This window comes from Kitasatospora sp. NPDC088548, from assembly GCF_044753005.1.
Taxonomy (GTDB): domain Bacteria; phylum Actinomycetota; class Actinomycetes; order Streptomycetales; family Streptomycetaceae; genus Kitasatospora.
On the sequence record NZ_JBIVMI010000015.1, the window covers coordinates 57,543 to 74,217 of the forward strand.

At 74.3% G+C, this 16,675-nt stretch carries 18 protein-coding genes; 10 read left to right on the top strand and 8 right to left on the bottom strand.

The genetic code is table 11. The features are described from left to right. Positions 1-58: 58 nt before the first annotated feature. The 5 genes from ACIP82_RS20290 to ACIP82_RS20310 all read right to left on the bottom strand — a co-directional run bounded on the left by ACIP82_RS20290 (position 59) and on the right by ACIP82_RS20310 (position 4,675). Positions 59-1,024, bottom strand: coding sequence for an NAD(P)H-binding protein (locus ACIP82_RS20290; protein WP_400654873.1), 966 nt, complete (start codon positions 1,022-1,024; stop codon positions 59-61). Between the two features lie 198 nt (positions 1,025-1,222). Further along, a complete protein-coding gene (locus ACIP82_RS20295) occupies positions 1,223-1,987 on the bottom strand; it encodes an ABC transporter permease (protein WP_363610167.1) in 765 nt (254 codons plus the stop codon). Between the two features lie 87 nt (positions 1,988-2,074). Then, positions 2,075-3,070, bottom strand: a complete 996-nt coding sequence (locus ACIP82_RS20300) for an ATP-binding cassette domain-containing protein (RefSeq protein WP_400654876.1) — start codon at positions 3,068-3,070, stop codon at positions 2,075-2,077. Between the two features lie 94 nt (positions 3,071-3,164). Then, positions 3,165-4,379, bottom strand: a complete 1,215-nt coding sequence (locus ACIP82_RS20305; protein ID WP_400654879.1) for a glycosyltransferase — start codon at positions 4,377-4,379, stop codon at positions 3,165-3,167. Continuing rightward, positions 4,376-4,675: a hypothetical protein gene (locus ACIP82_RS20310; protein WP_363610161.1), complete on the bottom strand. Its 300-nt coding sequence runs from the start codon at positions 4,673-4,675 to the stop codon at positions 4,376-4,378. Before ACIP82_RS20310 ends, ACIP82_RS20305 begins: the two co-directional genes overlap by 4 nt. A gap of 98 nt (positions 4,676-4,773) precedes the next feature. Between ACIP82_RS20310 and ACIP82_RS20315 the strand changes: the two genes are divergently transcribed. The 5 genes from ACIP82_RS20315 (at position 4,774) to ACIP82_RS20335 (ending at position 9,781) form a co-directional block, all read left to right on the top strand. Continuing rightward, positions 4,774-5,706: a 3-oxoacyl-[acyl-carrier-protein] synthase III C-terminal domain-containing protein gene (locus ACIP82_RS20315; protein WP_363610159.1), complete on the top strand. Its 933-nt coding sequence runs from the start codon at positions 4,774-4,776 to the stop codon at positions 5,704-5,706. A 107-nt stretch (positions 5,707-5,813) separates the two neighbouring features. Further along, on the top strand, positions 5,814-6,104 hold the full coding sequence (locus ACIP82_RS20320) for an acyl carrier protein (protein WP_400654882.1): 291 nt from the start codon (positions 5,814-5,816) through the stop codon (positions 6,102-6,104). Between the two features lie 4 nt (positions 6,105-6,108). After that, positions 6,109-6,939: a hypothetical protein gene (locus tag ACIP82_RS20325; RefSeq protein WP_400654885.1), complete on the top strand. Its 831-nt coding sequence runs from the start codon at positions 6,109-6,111 to the stop codon at positions 6,937-6,939. A gap of 77 nt (positions 6,940-7,016) precedes the next feature. Next, the gene (locus tag ACIP82_RS20330; protein ID WP_400654888.1) at positions 7,017-7,946 is read left to right on the top strand and encodes a 4'-phosphopantetheinyl transferase family protein; all 930 of its coding nucleotides are present in this window, start codon (positions 7,017-7,019) and stop codon (positions 7,944-7,946) included. Between the two features lie 110 nt (positions 7,947-8,056). Next, a complete protein-coding gene (locus ACIP82_RS20335; RefSeq protein ID WP_400654891.1) occupies positions 8,057-9,781 on the top strand; it encodes a condensation domain-containing protein in 1,725 nt (574 codons plus the stop codon). 48 nt (positions 9,782-9,829) lie between these two features. Here ACIP82_RS20335 and ACIP82_RS20340 read toward each other — a convergent pair whose 3' ends face one another. Beyond that, positions 9,830-10,543 carry a hypothetical protein gene (locus tag ACIP82_RS20340; RefSeq protein WP_400654893.1) on the bottom strand — a complete coding sequence of 238 codons (714 nt, stop codon included), beginning with the start codon at positions 10,541-10,543 and terminating at the stop codon, positions 9,830-9,832. Then, a complete protein-coding gene (locus tag ACIP82_RS20345) occupies positions 10,540-11,277 on the bottom strand; it encodes an RNA polymerase sigma factor (RefSeq protein ID WP_400654896.1) in 738 nt (245 codons plus the stop codon). The genes ACIP82_RS20340 and ACIP82_RS20345 overlap by 4 nt, the downstream gene beginning before the upstream one ends. A 329-nt stretch (positions 11,278-11,606) precedes the next feature. Here ACIP82_RS20345 and ACIP82_RS20350 point away from each other — a divergent pair, with 329 nt between their 5' ends. The 5 genes from ACIP82_RS20350 (at position 11,607) to ACIP82_RS20370 (ending at position 16,393) form a co-directional block, all read left to right on the top strand. Further along, on the top strand, positions 11,607-12,419 hold the full coding sequence (locus tag ACIP82_RS20350) for an SAM-dependent methyltransferase (RefSeq protein ID WP_400654898.1): 813 nt from the start codon (positions 11,607-11,609) through the stop codon (positions 12,417-12,419). Positions 12,420-12,508: 89 nt separating this feature from the next. Then, positions 12,509-13,396: a DMT family transporter gene (locus ACIP82_RS20355; RefSeq protein WP_400654900.1), complete on the top strand. Its 888-nt coding sequence runs from the start codon at positions 12,509-12,511 to the stop codon at positions 13,394-13,396. A 77-nt stretch (positions 13,397-13,473) separates the two neighbouring features. After that, the gene (locus tag ACIP82_RS20360) at positions 13,474-14,277 is read left to right on the top strand and encodes an SDR family NAD(P)-dependent oxidoreductase (RefSeq protein ID WP_363610268.1); all 804 of its coding nucleotides are present in this window, start codon (positions 13,474-13,476) and stop codon (positions 14,275-14,277) included. Positions 14,278-14,297: 20 nt separating this feature from the next. After that, on the top strand, positions 14,298-15,071 hold the full coding sequence (locus ACIP82_RS20365) for a polysaccharide deacetylase family protein (protein WP_400654902.1): 774 nt from the start codon (positions 14,298-14,300) through the stop codon (positions 15,069-15,071). 170 nt (positions 15,072-15,241) lie between these two features. Continuing rightward, positions 15,242-16,393: a UDP-N-acetylglucosamine--N-acetylmuramyl-(pentapeptide) pyrophosphoryl-undecaprenol N-acetylglucosamine transferase gene (locus ACIP82_RS20370; protein WP_400655053.1), complete on the top strand. Its 1,152-nt coding sequence runs from the start codon at positions 15,242-15,244 to the stop codon at positions 16,391-16,393. On the opposite strand, the gene ACIP82_RS20375 is transcribed toward ACIP82_RS20370, so the two are convergent. Beyond that, positions 16,390-16,593 carry a hypothetical protein gene (locus ACIP82_RS20375; protein WP_400654904.1) on the bottom strand — a complete coding sequence of 68 codons (204 nt, stop codon included), beginning with the start codon at positions 16,591-16,593 and terminating at the stop codon, positions 16,390-16,392. The genes ACIP82_RS20370 and ACIP82_RS20375 overlap by 4 nt on opposite strands. Between the last annotated feature and the right edge of the window lie 82 nt (positions 16,594-16,675).

A 16,675-nucleotide genomic window follows, 5' to 3' on the forward strand; every position in this document is an offset into this window, starting at 1 on the left:
ACCGCCTGGCGCGTTCGGGGTCATGGGACCATCGGCCGCACCAGCGACGGATACGGCACTACGGCCCGGCCGGCCCGCCCGGGTTCTCTCCGGCGTCAGCGCGGGCCGCCGAGGGGAACAGCCCGGGATTGTCCCGGACGTACTCCCGCAGCCCGGTGGGCGGCCGTCCGGTGACCAGCTCGATGTCGCCGGTGGCGCGGTCGTAGCGGTTGAGGGCGTGCAGGCGGGCCATGGTCGCCAGGTGCTCGAAGACGTGGCCGGGAAGCCCCAGCGGGCGCAACTCCCGGTCGACCCACCGGTCGTACGGCGGGTCGAGGTAGCGAACGGGCCGGCCCAGCACCGCGGAGAACTCCGCGGCCAGCTCCGTCAGGTCCCGCGAGACGGGTCCGGTCAGTTCGTAGCGGCGGCCGGCGTGCGCAGCGGGGTCCGCCAGGACCGTCGCGATGACCTCCGCGACATCCGCGGCCGCGACGGGGGAGGTGCGGCCGGACCCGAAGGGCAGCCGGATCGTCCCGTCCCTCGCCATCGACTCGTACGCGAAGACCCGGAAGAGCGGATTCTCCAGGAACACGGTCGGCCGAACGTGTGTCACGGGCAGGCCCGACCAGTCCAGGACCTGTTCGGCCAGCCAGTGCTGGCGCTGCTGCGCCGATTCGGCCGTACTGGTGAGATCCATCTGCGAGACGGTCATCTGGCTCATGTTGACCAGCACCTCCAGGCCGCCGTACCGGCGGGCCGCGGAGGCCACGGTCACCGTCGCCTCCAGGTACTGCGCGGACACGCCCATGCCGAAGTACATCCGCCCGCAGCCGTCCAACGCGCGAGCGACGTCCGCACCGCGGGTCAGGTCTCCCACCACGACCTCGGTACCCAGTGCGCGCAGCACCTCGGCCCGCTCGTCATCCACCCGGACGAGGGCGCGGACCGGCAGGTTACGCCGTCGCAGCGCGTCGGCCACCAGCCTGCCCACGCCGCCCACACTGCCGGTGGCGCCGGTCACGAGAACCGGTTGCTCGCCTGTCATGAGGCTCCTCCTGTCATCGAGTCGTGCTCTCCGGCGGCCTGGGGCCCCGGGCACGAGGGTACGTTCGCCGCGCCCGGTCGGCAGGATCCGGCGGCCCTTCCCCGCCCGTAGCCGGTCACGCAGCGTGTCGTCGACGGCGCGTGACAGCCGAAAGCGGGGGCGGGGCCGAATGGGCCCCGCCCCCGCTTCCGCCGGTGCTCAGCGCACCCGGGTGGAGAACAGCCGCGCCGACCAGTACACGGCGGCCACCGTCATCACGGCCACCACCAGCAGTCCCTGCCAGACCGCGCTGTCCCCGAGGTGGCCCGAGAACAGCGCCCGCATGCCCTCCACGGCCCAGTAGAAGGGGTTCCACCGGGCCGTCTGCTGCAGCCAGTCCGGCGCCAGGGTGAGCGGCAGCAGCACCCCGGAGAGCAGCGCGATCGGCTGCGCGATGGTGTTCACCACGGGGGCCATCGCCGCGTCGCTCGGCACCATCAGGGCGATGCCGTAGGAGACGGCCGAGGTCATCAGCGCCAGCAGCCCCAGCAGCAGATAGGCGAGCAGCAGGTTCACCGGCCCCACCCGCAGGCCGAACGGCAGGGCGATCACGGTGATGATGACCGCCTGCACCAGCAGCGCCACCATCTCCCGCAGCGCCCGCCCGAGCAGCAGCGCCAGCCGGCTGACCGGGGTCACCCGGGACCGCTCGATGATCCCGGCCTTCAGCTCGCCCAGCAGGCTGAAGCCGGTGAACAGGCCGCCGAAGATGCAGAGCACCGCCAACAGGCCCGGTACGTACACCTGGTAGGCGTCGGCGTAGGAGGACGCGCCGTCCGGCGCCAGCACCTTCTTGAGCAGCGGTGCGAACAGCAGCAGGTAGAAGACCGGCTGGATGATTCCGACGGCGATCCAGACCGGGGTGCGGATCATCAGCAGCAACTGCCGCTGGAAGACCAGCCAGGTGTCGCGGGCGAGCTTCATCGGTGTCCCCAGAAGGTGGAGTCGGAGCGTGGAGGCGGAGAGGGGCTGGAAAAAGGGGGAGAGAGACAGGGCCGGAGCCGCGGCGGGTCAGGCCTGCTTCAGCGAACGGCCCGTCCGCGCCAGGAACACGTCGTCCAGGCTGGGCCGTTGGAGCTGCACGGTGCCGGGCGTCACGCCCGCGCCGTCCAGGACACGCAGCAGCTGCGGGATGGCCGCCGCGCCGTCGTCCAGGTAGAGCCGCAGCCCGTCCTCGCCCTGCAGCTCCAGCCGGTGCAGGTACGGCTGCGCGCGCAGGGCCCGGGCCGCCCGCTCGGCGGTGGAGCCGTCCTCCTCGGAGCCCGCCCCGCCGGGCTCCAGCCCGACCAGCACGACGTCCCCGGAGATCTCCCGCTTGAGCGACTCCGGGGTGCCCTCGGCCACCACCTCGCCGTGGTCGACGATCGCCACCCGGTCGCAGAGCGCGTCCGCCTCGTCCAGGTAGTGCGTGGTCACCACGACCGTCATGCCCTCGGTGCGCAGCCGGCGGATCTCCTCCCAGAGCCGGCCGCGGCTGACCGGGTCCAGGCCCACGGTCGGCTCGTCGAGGAAGAGCACCTGGGGCGCGTGGATCACCCCGAGCGCGATGTCCACCCGGCGGCGCTGGCCGCCCGAGTAGGTGACGCACGGCCGGTCGCCGAACTCCTCCAGGTCGAAGGCCTTCAGCGCGGCCTCGGCGGCGTGCTGGGCCGGTGCCTTGGCGGCGCCGTACATCCTCGCCTGGAGGACGAGTTCCTCGCGGGCGCTGACCGTGTCGGTGGTGCCGCCGCCCTGGGCGACGTAGCCGATCCGGCGGCGGACCTCGGCCGGGTCGGTGAGCAGGTCGGCCCCGGCGATCCGGGCCTGCCCGCCGTCCGGGCGGATCAGGGTGGCGAGCATCCGCATGGTGGTGGTCTTCCCGGCCCCGTTGGGGCCGAGGAAACCGAAGATCTCGCCTGCGGCGACGGACAGGTCGATGCCGCGGACGGCGTCGACGGTGGTGTTCTCACCGCGCTTGCGGGAGGTGTTCTTGCGATAGGACTTGCGCAGTCCCTTGGTCTCGATCAACCAGAACTCCCGTGCTGGGATGGGCTGCCGGGGCACCTGAGAAAACGGTGCTGCGCGCCCACCCTAGAGTCTCCGACGGTCGGGAAACAATGGCCTAGACCAATGGATGTGCACGTTCTTCGGCCGTCGGCGCCGCGCCGGGCACCGCGGCCGCCCCGCCGGTGACCAGCGCCTCCAGCCGGTCCGCCGCCGTCACCGCCCCGCCGCCCGCGCGCAGCGCGGCACCCACCCGGACGGCGGACTCCCGGTGGGCGGCCGAGTCCAGGACGGTCCGCAGCCGGTGCGCCAGCAGTTCCGGTGCGACCCGGGCGAACGGTACCCGCAGCCCGGCGCCGGCCGCCGCGACCTGCGCCGCGACGAACGGCTGGTCGTGCCGGATCGGTGCCGTGACCAGCGGAATCCCGTGTGCCAGGGCCTCGCCGACGGTGTTCATCCCGCCGTGGCAGAGCACCGCGTCCAGCGCCCCGCGGGCCATCAGCTCCAGCACCGGTGCCCGGTCCACCGCCACCGCGTGGGGCGGCAGTTCGGGCAGCAGCTCGCGCGGTGCGGCGATCACCGGCTGCACGTCGTCCCCGCACAGCTCCAGCGCCCGGACCGCCCGCGCGTGGAAGTCCGCGCCGATGTCCCCGGCCAGCGTGCCCATGGTCACCAGGACCCGCCGCCGCCCCGGCAGCAGCCGCTCCCAGGGGAAGTCCGGGTCGGCCGGCCGTTCGGCCAGCACCGGCCCGACCAGCGCGTAGTGGTCCGGGAACGGCTCCGGGCCGGTGAGCGCGGAGCCGGTCAGCGCCAGCACCAGGGCGGGGGAGAAACGGGGATCGGTGTACTCCTCCCCGGGCAGTCCGGCCCGCTGCCAGAGCCCGCCCAGCAGGCCGGTCATCCACGCCTCGACCTGCGGCAGCGTCCGGAACGGCCGGCCGAGCTCCATCGCGCCGGGCGCCAGGCTCGCCCACGGCAGCCCGTGCCGGTGGGCGACCAGCGCACCGGCCGGGGTGTGCTGGTCGACCAGCAGCGCGTCCGGCCGGTACTCCCGGACGACGGCGTCCAGGGGCTTCGCGGTGAACCGCGCGTACGGGACGATGAAGCCCTCCCAGAGCGACCGCAGGGCGGCGAGCCCGTGTCCGCCCTGCGCCCGGAACGCCCGGGTGCCCGTCCCCAGGACCATCGCCCCGGGCCCGAGCAGCGGCCGCAGCACGGACTCCGTCCCCGTCCAGGCCACCTCGTGCCCGCGCGCGGTCAGCTCGCGGGCGAGGCCCACCGTCGGGTTGATGTGCCCGGTCAGCGGCGGCACCACCAGCAGGAAGCGGCTCATCGGCGCACCTGCGCCGCGATCAGCCGCTGCACGTCGGCGACGGTCAGGGCCTCCAGGCCGGCCAGGTCGAGCCCGGCGCGCAGCCGGTCGAGATCGGCCGCCGGGCCGTAGCGCTCACGCAGCTTCGCGGCCAGGGCCGCCAGTTCGACCTCGTCCAGCGTCAGGTCGCCGTCCAGCCGGGCCTGCGGGGTCACCAACGATGCCCATTCGGGCGGCGCCTCGGCGGCCTCCAGCAGCAGCGCGATCAGCTCCGGGCTCACCGGGGCGGGGGAATCGGGGGGTTCACGATCGGTCATCGGGGGGGCTCCACCTGCTCGACGGCACGGGGCGTGTGAGTCTCAGAACGGCCCGAGATCACTTGTGCGACCCGTCGGGCGTCGGAATACTAGCCCGCGTGACAGCACTGGAGGCAGTGGCCGTTCACCTCCCCCACCTCACCGTGCCCATCGAGGCGGTGGGCGAGCGGATCGGCCTGACCCCACGTCAACTTCGACTCTTTCGCCGCTTCCACGGCCTGGACCAGTTACGGCTGGACCCGGACGGGACGCTGCCCGACCTGCTCGGCGCCGCCGTCGAGGCCCTACCGCAGCTGCGCGGACGCGAACGGCATGTCCGGTTCGTGATCCACGCGCGCAGCATGCCGGTGGCGGTGCCCTACCCGCTCAACCCGCTGCACCAGCTCCTCGGCCGCTACGGCCTGTCCCACGCCAACGCCTTCACGGTGACCCACCACGCCTGCGCGGTGGGCCTGCTGGCGGTGGACCTGGCAGGCAGGCTGCTGGCCGGCGACCCGGATCCGGAGGCGCTGGCGCTGGTGCTGGCGGGGGAGAAGACCTTCACCAAGGACGCCCAGGTGGTACCCGAGACCGGGATCTTCGCCGAGGGCGCGGCCGCCTGCCTGGTCCGCGCCACCGGCGAGCGCAACCGGGTGCTCTCCTACGCCGTCCGCCACCGGCCGGAGTTCGACGGCCGGCTGGCCGAGGACCCGGACCTGCTCGCGCGCTACCAGCGGGAGTACCCGGCGGTGATGATCGAGGCGATGGAGGCCGCCCTCGACCAGGCAGGTCTGGACCTCTCGGACCTCGCGGCGGTGCTTCCGCACAACGTCAACCAGGCCTCCTGGCGGATGATCTGCCGCCGGATCGGCTACCCGGTCGACCGGGTGGTGCTGGACAACGTGCCGAAGGTCGGGCACAGTTTCGCTGCGGACAGCCTCATCAATCTCCACACCGCCACCACGCGGGGGCTGCTCCAGCGCGGCGACCGCTACCTGATCGCCGCCGCCGGTGTCGGAGCCACCTTCTCCGCCATGGCCGTCGAACACTGACGTACCGTCAGCCTGGCGGGCCCGGGCGACGTATCGGCGCGGCGGGGACGACCACCTCGGCCGGCCGCCCCCCATTCACATTCCACGTACGACGGGACGGGACACCCATGTCAGAACCCGCGGTCCAGACCACCGATACCGAACTGCGCGACCGGATCCTGCGGAGCATCGGCGAGCTGCTGCCCCGCGTCCTCAAGCGCGACCTCCCCGAGATCCCGGAGAACGCCTGCCTCTTCGACGACCTCGGCCTCACCTCGGCCGGCACCATCGAACTCATCCTGGAGGTCGAGGAGTCGCTGGACATCCAGGTGGACGTCGAGCAGATCGACGAGGACGACCTGCGCTCGGTGACGAAACTGGCCGACTACGTCGCCGGGCACGTCATCCCCGAGGACTGACCGGGTGGCCGCCGAGACCGGCCGGGGCCTGCGGATCAGCAAGGTCCTGGCGAGGTACGTCGACGGCCGGTCGGAGACCTCGCTCGACCCGGACCTGCGGGTCTTCGTCTCCGACCTGGTCCGCCCGTACGGCCTGCCGCTGCGGGAGGACCTGCTGGGCGAGGGCGTCGGGCACTCCTACGCGGAGATGGCCGAGGGCCTGCTCGGCGAGGCCCTGGCCGACAGCGGACCGGTGGACCTGCTGATCCTGGCGTTCGACACCCCGGACGTCCGCCCCGGCGCCCCCGCCTCGCTCGCCATGAGCCGGTCCTGTCCCGGCTCGCCGCTGGCCTTCGCCGTCTGCGACCAGGGCTCGGCCGCCGCCTTCACCGCGCTGCGGATCGCCGCCGACTACCAGCGCACCGGGGTCTGCCGCCGTGCGGTGGTGGTCGTCGTCGAGCAGGCGGCGCTGCACTACCGGCCGGCCGAGCCGGTGGAACTGCCCGAGCGGCACTGTGTCGTGGTCCTGGTCTGCGAGGAGGCGGACGGGGATGGACTGACGGTACGTCAGGCATCGGAGCCGGAGCCGGCGTCGGAGGCCTTGGAGAAGGCCGTCCGGGCGCAGGCCGAGACCCTGGGCGCGGGCCTCGCGCTCGTTCTGGGCCCGGGCCTGGCGGTGGGCGACGACTCCGGGGAGGCGGTGACGGCCTCCGCCGCCCAGCCGTTCACCGGGGTCTGGGCGGAGCTGGCCGGGCGGCTGCCCGGCTGGCAGGCAGAACAGCGGCCGGTGCTGGTCGCCGGCCACGACCGCAGGCTCGGCGTGCTGAGCACCCTGGCCCTGCGGCCCGGCCCGTGACGGCCGAGCCGGCCGCCGACCCTGCCGATTCCGCTGATTGCGCCGACCCTCCGGGCCCGACCTGCCCGACCGTTCCTGTGAGTTGGCCCGACCTGTCCGAACTGGCCGACCTGCCCGAACTGACCCGACCGATCGACCCGGCGGGGCGGCCCCGGCCGTCCGACGGGGCAGTTCCGACCGGCCCGTCCGTCCGGCCCGAACTGCCCGGCCGGTCCGTTCCGGCCGACCCGGCCCGCCCGTCCGTCCGGCCCGAACTGCCCGACCGGGCAGGCCCGATCGCCCGGGCGGACCCGACCGGCCCGGCCGACCTGATCGACCTCTGGGTCATCCCGACAGACCAGCCCGAGCCCGTGCTCCAGCGGCTTCGGCACCTGCTCGACCCCCGTGAACGCGCCCGCGCCGCCGGCCCCGACCGGCTGCTCGGCCGCCGCTTCACCGCCGTCCACGGCGCCGTCCGGCTGCTGGTCGCCGAGCGCCTCGGTATTCACCCCGCCGAGGTCGTCTGGCGTCACGGTCCGCACGGCAAGCCCGAACCGGTCACCGACGACGGCCGGTTGCGGATCAGCTACTCCGCCTCCGGCACCCTCGCCGTGCTGGCGCTGGCCGAGCACCGGGAGGTCGGTGCCGACGTCGAGGAGATCCGCGACGCCCGGGTGGCCTCCCGGATCGCGAACCGCTACTTCCCGGGCGCCGAAGCGCGATTCCTGGCCGATGCGCCCTCGCCCGCCGCCCGGGCCGAGCGCTTCACCCGGCTCTGGTGCCGCCGCGAGGCCTGCGTCAAGGCGTACGGCGGGCGGCTGGTCCAGGGCTTCGGCCTGCCGCTGGCCGGACCGGCCCCGCTGCGCCTGGCCGAGGTGGGCGCCCTGGGCGAGGGCCCGTGCCAGGTCCACGACACCCCCGTCCCCGGACCGTTCCGGGCCGCCGTCGCGGTCGTCGGCGAGCGGCCGGTCCGGGTCCGAAGCCGAGCCTGGAATCCGCCGACAGCCCTTGCCTGGCAAGAAAGCTGACGATCCGTCAGTTATCCCAGATTTCTGGTCTGGACCACTTCTCGGGGCCGCTGATAGCGTCCCGATCCGCATCCCGCCGAGACCCCGGCCAGCCGAAGGGCGCGTATCACGTGACAGAGACCAGCCGACGGATCACGGTCCGGTACGGTGGCGCGAGCAGCGGCTCAGGGCCGCTCACCCTCGGCCAGGACAACATGATCCGCTGCATCCGGCGCGACAACCCCGAGCAGATCAACAAGGAGTCCGTCTGGCCGGTGCCCGACGACACCACCCTGCCCGCCGCGCTCGACGCCCTGCGCGCTCTCGTCGAACGCCATGAATCGCTGCGCACCGCCTTCCCGCCCGGCCCCGGCCCGGGCGCCTTCCCCGACCGTCAGGAGGTGTGCCCGGAGGGCGAGTTCACCGTCACGACGGTGGAAGCGGGCGGCCTCCAGGCCGTCGAACTGGACCGCCTGGCCGATGAGTTGGGGCGTATCGGGGTCGCTGTCGGGTTCGACCTGACGGTCGCGCCGCGGCTGCGCTTCACCCTCCTCACCGAGGCCGACCGGGTGCTGCGGCTGATCGTGGTGGTCTGCCACGCCGGTGCGGACGGAGCGGCCACCGCGCTGCTCATCCAGGACTGGCTCGCCCTCGCCGCGGGCAAGGAGCTCCCGCCCGCCACCGCGCGGACCCCGCTGCAGGTGGCCGCCCTCGAACAGAGCGACCAGGGCCGCCGCAAGGCCGCAGCGTCCCTGCGGCACTGGGAGAAACTCCTCGCCACCGGCCCGCAGGCCGTCTTCGCCGACTCCCGGATCACCGGCCCTCCGGACGGCGTCGCCGCGGTGGTCCTGCGCTCCCGCGCGGCCGCCGAGGATCTGGCCGCGGCCTCCCGGCGGACCGGGGCGAGCCCGTCCGTCGTCCTGCTCGCCGCCTTCGCCGCCCTGGTCGCCCGGTGCGCGGACCAGCAGGCCCTGGTGATCTCGGCGCTGTCCGCCAACCGTCAGCGGGCCGTGCTGGCCGACCATGTCGGCACGCTCGCCCAGGACGCCCTGCTCACCCTGGACGCCGACGCCGCCGACCTCGACGAGCTGATCGGCCGCGCCAAGTCCGCCTCCCTCGCCGGTTACTGGAACAGCACCATGGACGCCGCCAAGGTCTGGCAGACCATCGAGGACGTCGCCCATCTGCGGGGCTCCCGCTTCGCCCGGCAGGTCGTCGTCAACGATCTCAGCCTCACCATCCCGGAGTCCATGTCGGACGCCCGCCCGGCGCCCGTGGCCGACCCCGAGCTCACCTGGCTGCCCGACCAGCCGATCCCGGTCCGGATCATGTTCAACATCCTGCGGATCTCCGGGAGCCTGGAGTTCGCCCTGGTCACCTGCCCACAGGTGCTCGACCGGGCGGAGACCGCGGAGTTCGCGCACGGTCTGCTCGCCGTCCTCAAGGCCGCCGCGGCCGGTCCGCTGCCGCTGGCCGGCCTGCCTTCCCTGCCCGCCCTGCGGCCGACCGTCCGAAGCGGCGACTGGCACCGGATCGACGGCTCCTGGATCGACCTGGACGCCGTTCGCGCCCTGCTCGCCCATGCCCTCGGCGGTACCGCGGCCGCACGGGTCGAACTCACCGACGGCCGCCTGGTCGCCCGGCTGCTCACCGCGGACGGCACGCTCACCCCGCTGACCGCCCACCGCGCCGTGGTCGCCGCCCTGCCCGGGCGGGACACCGCGATGGCCCCCCATCACTACGTCGTCCACCGTGCCGGGCCGGGCGCTCCACCGCCCTGGGACGCCCTGCCGGTGGCCGCCGAAGGGGGCGGTCGCGCCCCGGAGGTCGCCGCCCGGCTCGTCCGGCTCACCTGAAAGGGTGCGCTCGGCGCGGCGGCAGCTTCACCCGGACGTGTCACCGCGTCACTCGTTCGGCCCCTTGTTCTGCGTGTCGCCCCATGGGCCGTCCCAGGAGCAGGCGGAGGTCGTGCCCGAGGTGAGCCCCCACGGGCTGGGCACCTCACCCGGCTCCTCCGCGTCGTCCTGGAGCGGCAGCCGGTCGATCACCGCGACCAGCGCGGGCGGCAGTCGCGGCGCCATGCCGCGATGGCAGCGGGAGAGGACGTCGCGCCGCACGTCGTCCGGCAGCAGCGGTTGGCCCACCCGCAACGGGCCTGTCCCGCCCGGGCGTTCGGCGGCGGTGAGCTGGTCCGACCAGGCCCGCCAGTAGTCCGCGTCGTCGGTCTCGCCCAGCTTGAGGTGGTGCAGGTGCAGACAGTACGCCGCCGTGCCGCTCCCGGAGCCGGCGGCGAACCGCCACCAGAACTCCGCGCCCTCCGCGCGGCCCGTGGCGTACAGCAGGGCGCCGAACACCTCCGCGCCCTCGGGCTGGATCCGCCGCGCGTCGACCAGGAGGTCCAGGCCCCGGGAGGCGTCCGGCGCGCTCAGCACCAGGGCGACCACCAGGCCCAGTTCGAAGGCGGCCTGCTCGTGCTCGGACGGCAGGTGCGCGGGGGCGGCCGTCAGCCTGGCCCGGCGCAGCGCCGCGATCCGTGCGGCGTGCGCCCGTTCGGCCCGGGGGACCAGCAGCGGCGCGCCCGGTTCGGTGAGCGCCTCGGGCCGGGGCCGGGGGTTCACTGACCGCCCTCCCGGTCGGGCAGTTCGCGGACCCCGAGCCGTCTGGCGAGCCGGTCCCTGGCGTGCCGGAGATTGGAGTGGACGGTCGCCACCGGCCGGCCCAGGTAGGCGCCGATCACCTTGACGTGCAGGCCGAGCAGATAGCGCAGCACGATCACATCCCGTTGCCGGTCCGGGAGTTCGAGGATCGCCGCGTAGAGCCGGACCTCGTCCGCCTCGCTGTGCAGCAGGCCGTTCGCCACGTCCTTGAAGGCGCCGATCACGGCGGCGAAGGTGACGGCCTCCACCTCGACCGGCTCCTCGCCGGCCACCCAGTCGGCGACGTGCCGGTTGGCCAGCCGCCAGGCGTACGCGGCCGGCTCCTCGAACCGCAGCACATGCGGCCAGCAGCGCGCGAGGTCCTCCTTCACCGCCTCGACGACCAGCGCCATGTCCGCGCGGTTGCCTATCCGGGTCAGGGCGAGTGCCCGCCAGGCCGGTTCATGGGTCTCGCAGAACGCCGAATAGGCCAGCTCCAGGCGGATGTTGGCGGGCTCCTCGGCGGTCTGTCCGCCTTCGCCCCGGCCCCCGTCGCGGTAGTCGCGCTCGCCGTAGCCGCCATAGCCGCCGGGCCCGCTGTACTCACCGGGCCCGCCGTGCTCACCGTACCCACCGTCGCCGTACGCCCCGGCCGGGCTTGCCACCGTCGGCCCGCCCCGGTGCCCGCGCGGGCGGACACCCCTGTCGATCGTCATCGAGCCTGCTTTCCGCGGCCGTGGTCTGCATGCCGGGCCGCCTGAGGGTGGGGGCTGTCTGGTGCCCACCGACATTCCATCAGCTCTGTTACTCCAGGCTGCAATTCGAACACAGATTGTCATCTTCTCTGATCTGATGATCGTTCGTTGCCTCGAACCCGGCTGTGACAGGGGGTGATTGGTCCCCGGGTGCGATGGGCACCTATCGAAAGGTCCTGCCACCAGGTCCTGTCATCGGGTCCTGCGCACAGAGCCCGGCCGCCGTGGGCCCGGCCGTCGTGGGCCCGGCCGACGCCCCGGGCCGGGGCCGTCACCCCGGGGGGAGCGCAATGAGCCACTACGACGGGGCCGACCTGCGGCTGAACGTGCCGCACTCGGCCCGGATGTACGACTACTACCTGGGCGGCCTCACCAACTTCGCGGCCGACCGCGAGGCCGCCGGCCAGGCGCTCGCCGTCGCACCCTGGCTGCGCGCCGCCGCCCGCGCCAACCGGGCCTTCGTGCACCGCTCGACCCGGGCCCTCGCCCGGGCCGGCATCGACCAGTTCCTCGACATCGGCACCGGCATCCCCACCTCGCCCAACCTGCACGAGGTCGCCCAGCGGATCCACCCGCAGGCCCGGGTCGTCTACGCCGACAACGACCCGATCGTGCTCTCGCACGCCCAGGCCCTGCTCACCGGCACCCCCGAGGGCCGCACCGCCTACGTCGCGGCCGATGTCACCGACCCCGCCGCGCTGCTCGCCTCACCCCGGCTACGCGAGACCATCGACCTCACCCGCCCGGTCGGGCTCTCCCTCAACGCCCTGCTCCACTTCGTCCCCGACGCGCTCGGCGCCTACGAGATCGTCGAGCACCTCAAGGACTCCCTGGTCCCGGGCAGCGCCCTGGTGATGTCCCACGTCACCCCGGAGTTCGCCCCCGAGGAGGTCGCCCGGCTGGTCCGCGTCTACGAGGCCGGCGGCACCGCCGCGCAGGCCCGTACCCGGTCCGAGTTCACCCGCTTCTTCGACGGCTGGGCCTTCGTCGCCCCCGGCCTCGTCCCCACCCCCCGCTGGCGCCCCGACCACCCCGGCGACGGCGCCGGCCCGGTCGGCGACGCCGAGGCCGCCTCCTACGCCGCCGTCGCCCTGAAGCCGTAGGGCCCCCCGGTCCCACCCGACCGCCGGTGCGGTCCGCCGGGCGCGGGGACAGACTGGGGGTGGATCCTGCCGCCGAGGCTGGGAGAGCCATGCTGCTCGGACTCACCACCGCCGTGGTCGCCACCGTCTGCTTCGGCTTCGGGTCGGTCTTCCAGGCCCGCGGCGCCCGGACGGCCCCCCGGGCGGACCGGGTGCGGGCCGGGCTGCTGGCCGCGCTCGCCCGGTCCTGGCAGTTCCTGCTGGGCACGGCACTGGACATCGCCGGCTTCGCCCTGAGCATCGTCGCCCTGCGCAGCCTGCCGCTCTTCCTGGTCCAGGCCCTCACCAACGCGAGCCTGGCGGTGACCGCGCTCGCCGCCGTCCGGCTGCTCGGCGCCCGCCTGCGGCGCGGGGACGTCTGCGGGATCGCGGCCGTGGTCGTCGGCCTCACCCTGCTGGCACTCGGCTCGGGCCGGGAGGGCCGCGAGCACGCCGGGCCCGTCTTCCACTGGGCGCTGCTGGCCGCCACGGTGGTGATGGTGCTGCTCACCCTGGTCCTGGTCCGGCGTGACGGGAACGCCGCCGCGGCCGGCCTCGGCCTGCTCGCGGGGGCCGGCTTCGGCGTGACCAGCCTGGCCGTCCGCGTCCTGGACCCCACCGGCCCGGTCGGTTTCCTGACCGACCCGGCGACGTACGCGCTCGCCGCCGGAGGCCTCGGCGGGTACCTGGCGTACGCGCTGGCGCTGCAGCGCGGCACGGTGACGGCGGCGACCGCCGCCGGAACGGTCACCGAGACCTTCGGTCCGGCGCTGGTCGGGGTCGTCGTGCTGGGCGACGCGGCCCGGCCCGGCTACGCCTGGTGCGCGCTCACCGGCTTCGCGGTGGCCGTCGGCGGCACCTTCCTGCTCTCCCGCTTCGGCGAACCGGAGAGCGAGGCCGCCGCCGGCGCCCGGGCCGCCGCCGAGCAGGAGACGGAGGCGGCGGTCCCGCCCCGGTAGCCCGGGCGGCGCCGCCGTGCGAAGGTGGCTTGCCGGACAAAACGGACGGCGAGGCACGGACAGAGCGGCAGGTGACCATGGCGGACGAGGTCCACCGACGACCCCACCGGGCCCGCCGGCCCGGCCCCGCCGCCGCCGATCGCCCGGTCGTTCTGGTCACCGGCGCCTCCTCCGGCATCGGCGCCGTCACCGCGACCCGCCTGGCGGCCGCCGGCTGGCAGCTGCTGCTCTCCGGCACCGACCGCGCCCGCCTCGACGCCGTCGCCGCCCGCACCGGAGGCCACGCCCTGCCCCAGGACCTCGGCAAACCGGACGGTCCGCTGCGCCTGGCCGAAGCCGCCCTCGCCACCGCCGGGCGGGTGGACGTGCTGATCGCCAGTGCCGGCCTCGGCTGGCGCGGACCGTTCGCCACCATGCCCTCCGACGCCCTCGACCGGATGATCGAGGTCAACTTCGCCGCCCCGCTCCGGCTGGTCCGGCTGCTGCTGCCCGGCATGCTGGAACGGCGCCGCGGGCGGATCGTCCTGCTCGGCTCGATCGCCGGCCAGGTCGGGGTCCGTGACGAGGCCGTCTACGCGGCCACCAAGGGCGGGCTGGCGATGTTCGCCGAGAGCCTCCGGTACGAACTGCGCGGCACCGGCGTCGGTGTACGGCTCGTCCTGCCCGGACCGGTGGACACCCCGTTCTTCGCCCGGCGCGGCACCCCCTACCAGCGGGAACGGCCGCGCCCGGTCTCGGCCGACCGGGTCGCCGACGCCGTCCTCGCGACCATCGCCACCGACCGCGACCGCCTCTTCGTCCCGCACTGGCTCGGCCTCCCCGCGCGCCTCCACGGCGTCGCGCCGGGGGCGTTCCGGCGCCTGGCGGCCCGGTTCGGCTGAGGCGGGGGAGGCGCAGACCGATGGACCGGGCCCGCGCCGCCCGCCGGGCCGCGGCAGTGGCCGCGGGCCTCCAGCTCCTGCACCTCGCACCGGCGGCCGTCCGGCTGCCGCCCGTGCGCCGCACGGCGGCCCGGCACCTGGCCGGCTACGGTTCGGCGCCCGGTCATGTGGCGCTGACCTTCGACGACGGACCCGACCCGCGCAGCACCCCGTACGTCCTGGACACCCTGGACGCACTCGGCGTGCGCGCCACCTTCTTCCTGCTCGGCGCGATGCTGGAGCGCGCCCCCGGCCTCGGCCGCGAACTGGTCACCCGCGGCCACGAGGTCGCCGTCCACGGCTGGTACCACCGCCGGCCGTGGTACCCCGCGCCCGCCCGTGACCTGTGGGAACTGCGCCGCACCGCCGAGGCGGTCACCGACCTCTGCGGCGCCCGTCCGCGCTGGTACCGGCCGCCCTACGGCGTCCTCACGGCCGGCCCGGCCCTCGCCGCCCACCGCCTCGGACTGCGCACCGTCCTCTGGACCGCCTGGGGCCGGGACTGGACCGACGACGCCACCGCGGCCTCCGTCTACGCCACCGCCCGCCCCGGCCTCACCGACGGCGCCACCCTCCTGCTGCACGACTCCGACTGCACCTCCGCCCCCGACTCCTGGCGCGCCACCCTCGCCGCCCTCCCCCTGATCGCCACCCACTGCCGCACCCACACCCTCACCCTCGGCCCCCTCCGCGACCACGGCCTGCACTCCGGCCGCGACAGCCGCCTGTGGACGCCGGCCCTGCACACCACCTGACCGGTGCGGGGTGATGTATCGGCCGGCGTTCGGGGGCGGGACGGGGGAGATGGGCTGCTATCGTCCGCAATGTGCCGCCCCACCGGCTAACTTTGTTGGTGTCAGAGGGATTTGGGAGCTAATACGTGAATAGCGACGGCGTCGAGTGCCTTCCGCGGCGGGCTTTCCGGCTGGTCGTTACGGGCGGTGGTACCGGCGGCCACACGTACCCGGCCCTCACCGCGGTGCGGGCGTTGGAGCGGCGTCTTGCGGCGTCCGGCCGGGAGCTGGAGGTGCTGTGGGTCGGCACGGCGGCCGGGTTGGAGGCGCGCGTCACCGCGGCGGAGGAGATTCCGTTCGTGACGGTGGCCACGGGCAAGATCCGTCGCTCCAGCAATCCGCTGAAGCTGGCGTCGCCGGAGAATCTCAGGGACATGGGCCGGGTACCGCTGGGTGTCGCGCAGGCCCGCCGGATCGTCTCCGAGCGGCAGCCGGACGTGGTGCTGGCGACCGGTGGCTACGTGGCGGTGCCGGTCGGGCTGGCGGCCCGGATGTGCCGTCGGCCTCTTGTCGTGCACGAGCAGACGGTCCGCCTCGGGCTGGCCAACCGTGGCTTGGCACGCGCCGCGACGGTGTTCGCCGTGTCGTCCCCCTCGACGCTCGGACACCTGCCGGAGGCCGCCCGCCAGACGGCGGTGGTCACGGGCAACCCGGTACGGCCGGAGGTACTGGCCGGCCACGCAGAGAAGGCGGTCGAGGCGCTCGGCCTGCACGGCTTCGACCGTGCTCTGCCCACCGTCTACGTCACCGGCGGCGCACAGGGCTCCCAGCAGATCAACGGGCTCGTCCGCGAGTTGCTGCCGTGGCTGCTGACGCGGGCCAACCTGGTCCACCAGTGCGGTCCCGCGAACATCGACGAACTCCGCCGGCATGCCGCCGGCCTCCCCTCTCACCTTGCGGACCGCTACCTGATCACCGGGTTCGTCGGCGCCGAACTGCCCGACGTCCTGGCCCTGGCGGACGTGGTGATCTCCCGCTCGGGTGCCGGGACGATCGCCGAGCTGACCGCGCTGGGCAAGGCGGCGGTCTTCGTCCCGCTGGCCACGTCGGCCGGCAACGAACAGGAGCACAACGCCCGGCACCTACAGGAGGCCGGGGCGGCGAGGGCGCTGCTCGGCCGGGCGACGCCCGATGCCCTGCGGGAGGCGGTCGCCCCACTGCTCGCCGACCGGGCGCTGCGCGAGGACGTCGCGCAGCGGGCCCGGTCGCACGGTCGGCCCGATGCGGCGGAGCGGTTGGTGGAGGTGCTGCTGTCCGTCGCGGTCGACGGGCAGCGGTCCTAGGCCAGGTGGCGGTCGGCGTCAGCCTGGATGGTCTTCACGCAGATGAGGAACGCCGGGTAGGCGTCCTCCCAGGGGTCGTGGACGTCCTGGCCGTCGAGGTAGAGCCGCAGCTTGGGCGCGGCCTGTTCGTCGGCCAGCTCGTGGAGTTCCTTGAGGACGTCGTTGTCCATGGCCAGGACGGTGTCGGCCCAGGCGAGCATGTGGTGGTTGACCTCTGTGCTACGTCTTCGGCGCCGCCACCCCGGGCGAACTCGGGCTGTACTCCAAGAAAGCCCAGCTGCT

Bases quoted from the DNA above. Each gene is read 5' to 3' on its own strand.
- ACIP82_RS20305 (WP_400654879.1), bottom strand. From the start codon at position 4,379: ATGAGCCGCTTCCTGCTGGTGGTGCCGCCGCTGACCGGGCACATCAAC.
- ACIP82_RS20320 (WP_400654882.1), top strand. From the start codon at position 5,814: ATGTCAGAACCCGCGGTCCAGACCACCGATACCGAACTGCGCGACCGG.
- ACIP82_RS20290 (WP_400654873.1), bottom strand. From the start codon at position 1,024: ATGACAGGCGAGCAACCGGTTCTCGTGACCGGCGCCACCGGCAGTGTG.
- ACIP82_RS20350 (WP_400654898.1), top strand. From the start codon at position 11,607: ATGAGCCACTACGACGGGGCCGACCTGCGGCTGAACGTGCCGCACTCG.
- ACIP82_RS20360 (WP_363610268.1), top strand. From the start codon at position 13,474: ATGGCGGACGAGGTCCACCGACGACCCCACCGGGCCCGCCGGCCCGGC.
- ACIP82_RS20295 (WP_363610167.1), bottom strand. From the start codon at position 1,987: ATGAAGCTCGCCCGCGACACCTGGCTGGTCTTCCAGCGGCAGTTGCTG.
- ACIP82_RS20345 (WP_400654896.1), bottom strand. From the start codon at position 11,277: ATGACGATCGACAGGGGTGTCCGCCCGCGCGGGCACCGGGGCGGGCCG.
- ACIP82_RS20375 (WP_400654904.1), bottom strand. From the start codon at position 16,593: ATGCTCGCCTGGGCCGACACCGTCCTGGCCATGGACAACGACGTCCTC.
- ACIP82_RS20355 (WP_400654900.1), top strand. From the start codon at position 12,509: ATGCTGCTCGGACTCACCACCGCCGTGGTCGCCACCGTCTGCTTCGGC.
- ACIP82_RS20310 (WP_363610161.1), bottom strand. From the start codon at position 4,675: ATGACCGATCGTGAACCCCCCGATTCCCCCGCCCCGGTGAGCCCGGAG.
- ACIP82_RS20365 (WP_400654902.1), top strand. From the start codon at position 14,298: ATGGACCGGGCCCGCGCCGCCCGCCGGGCCGCGGCAGTGGCCGCGGGC.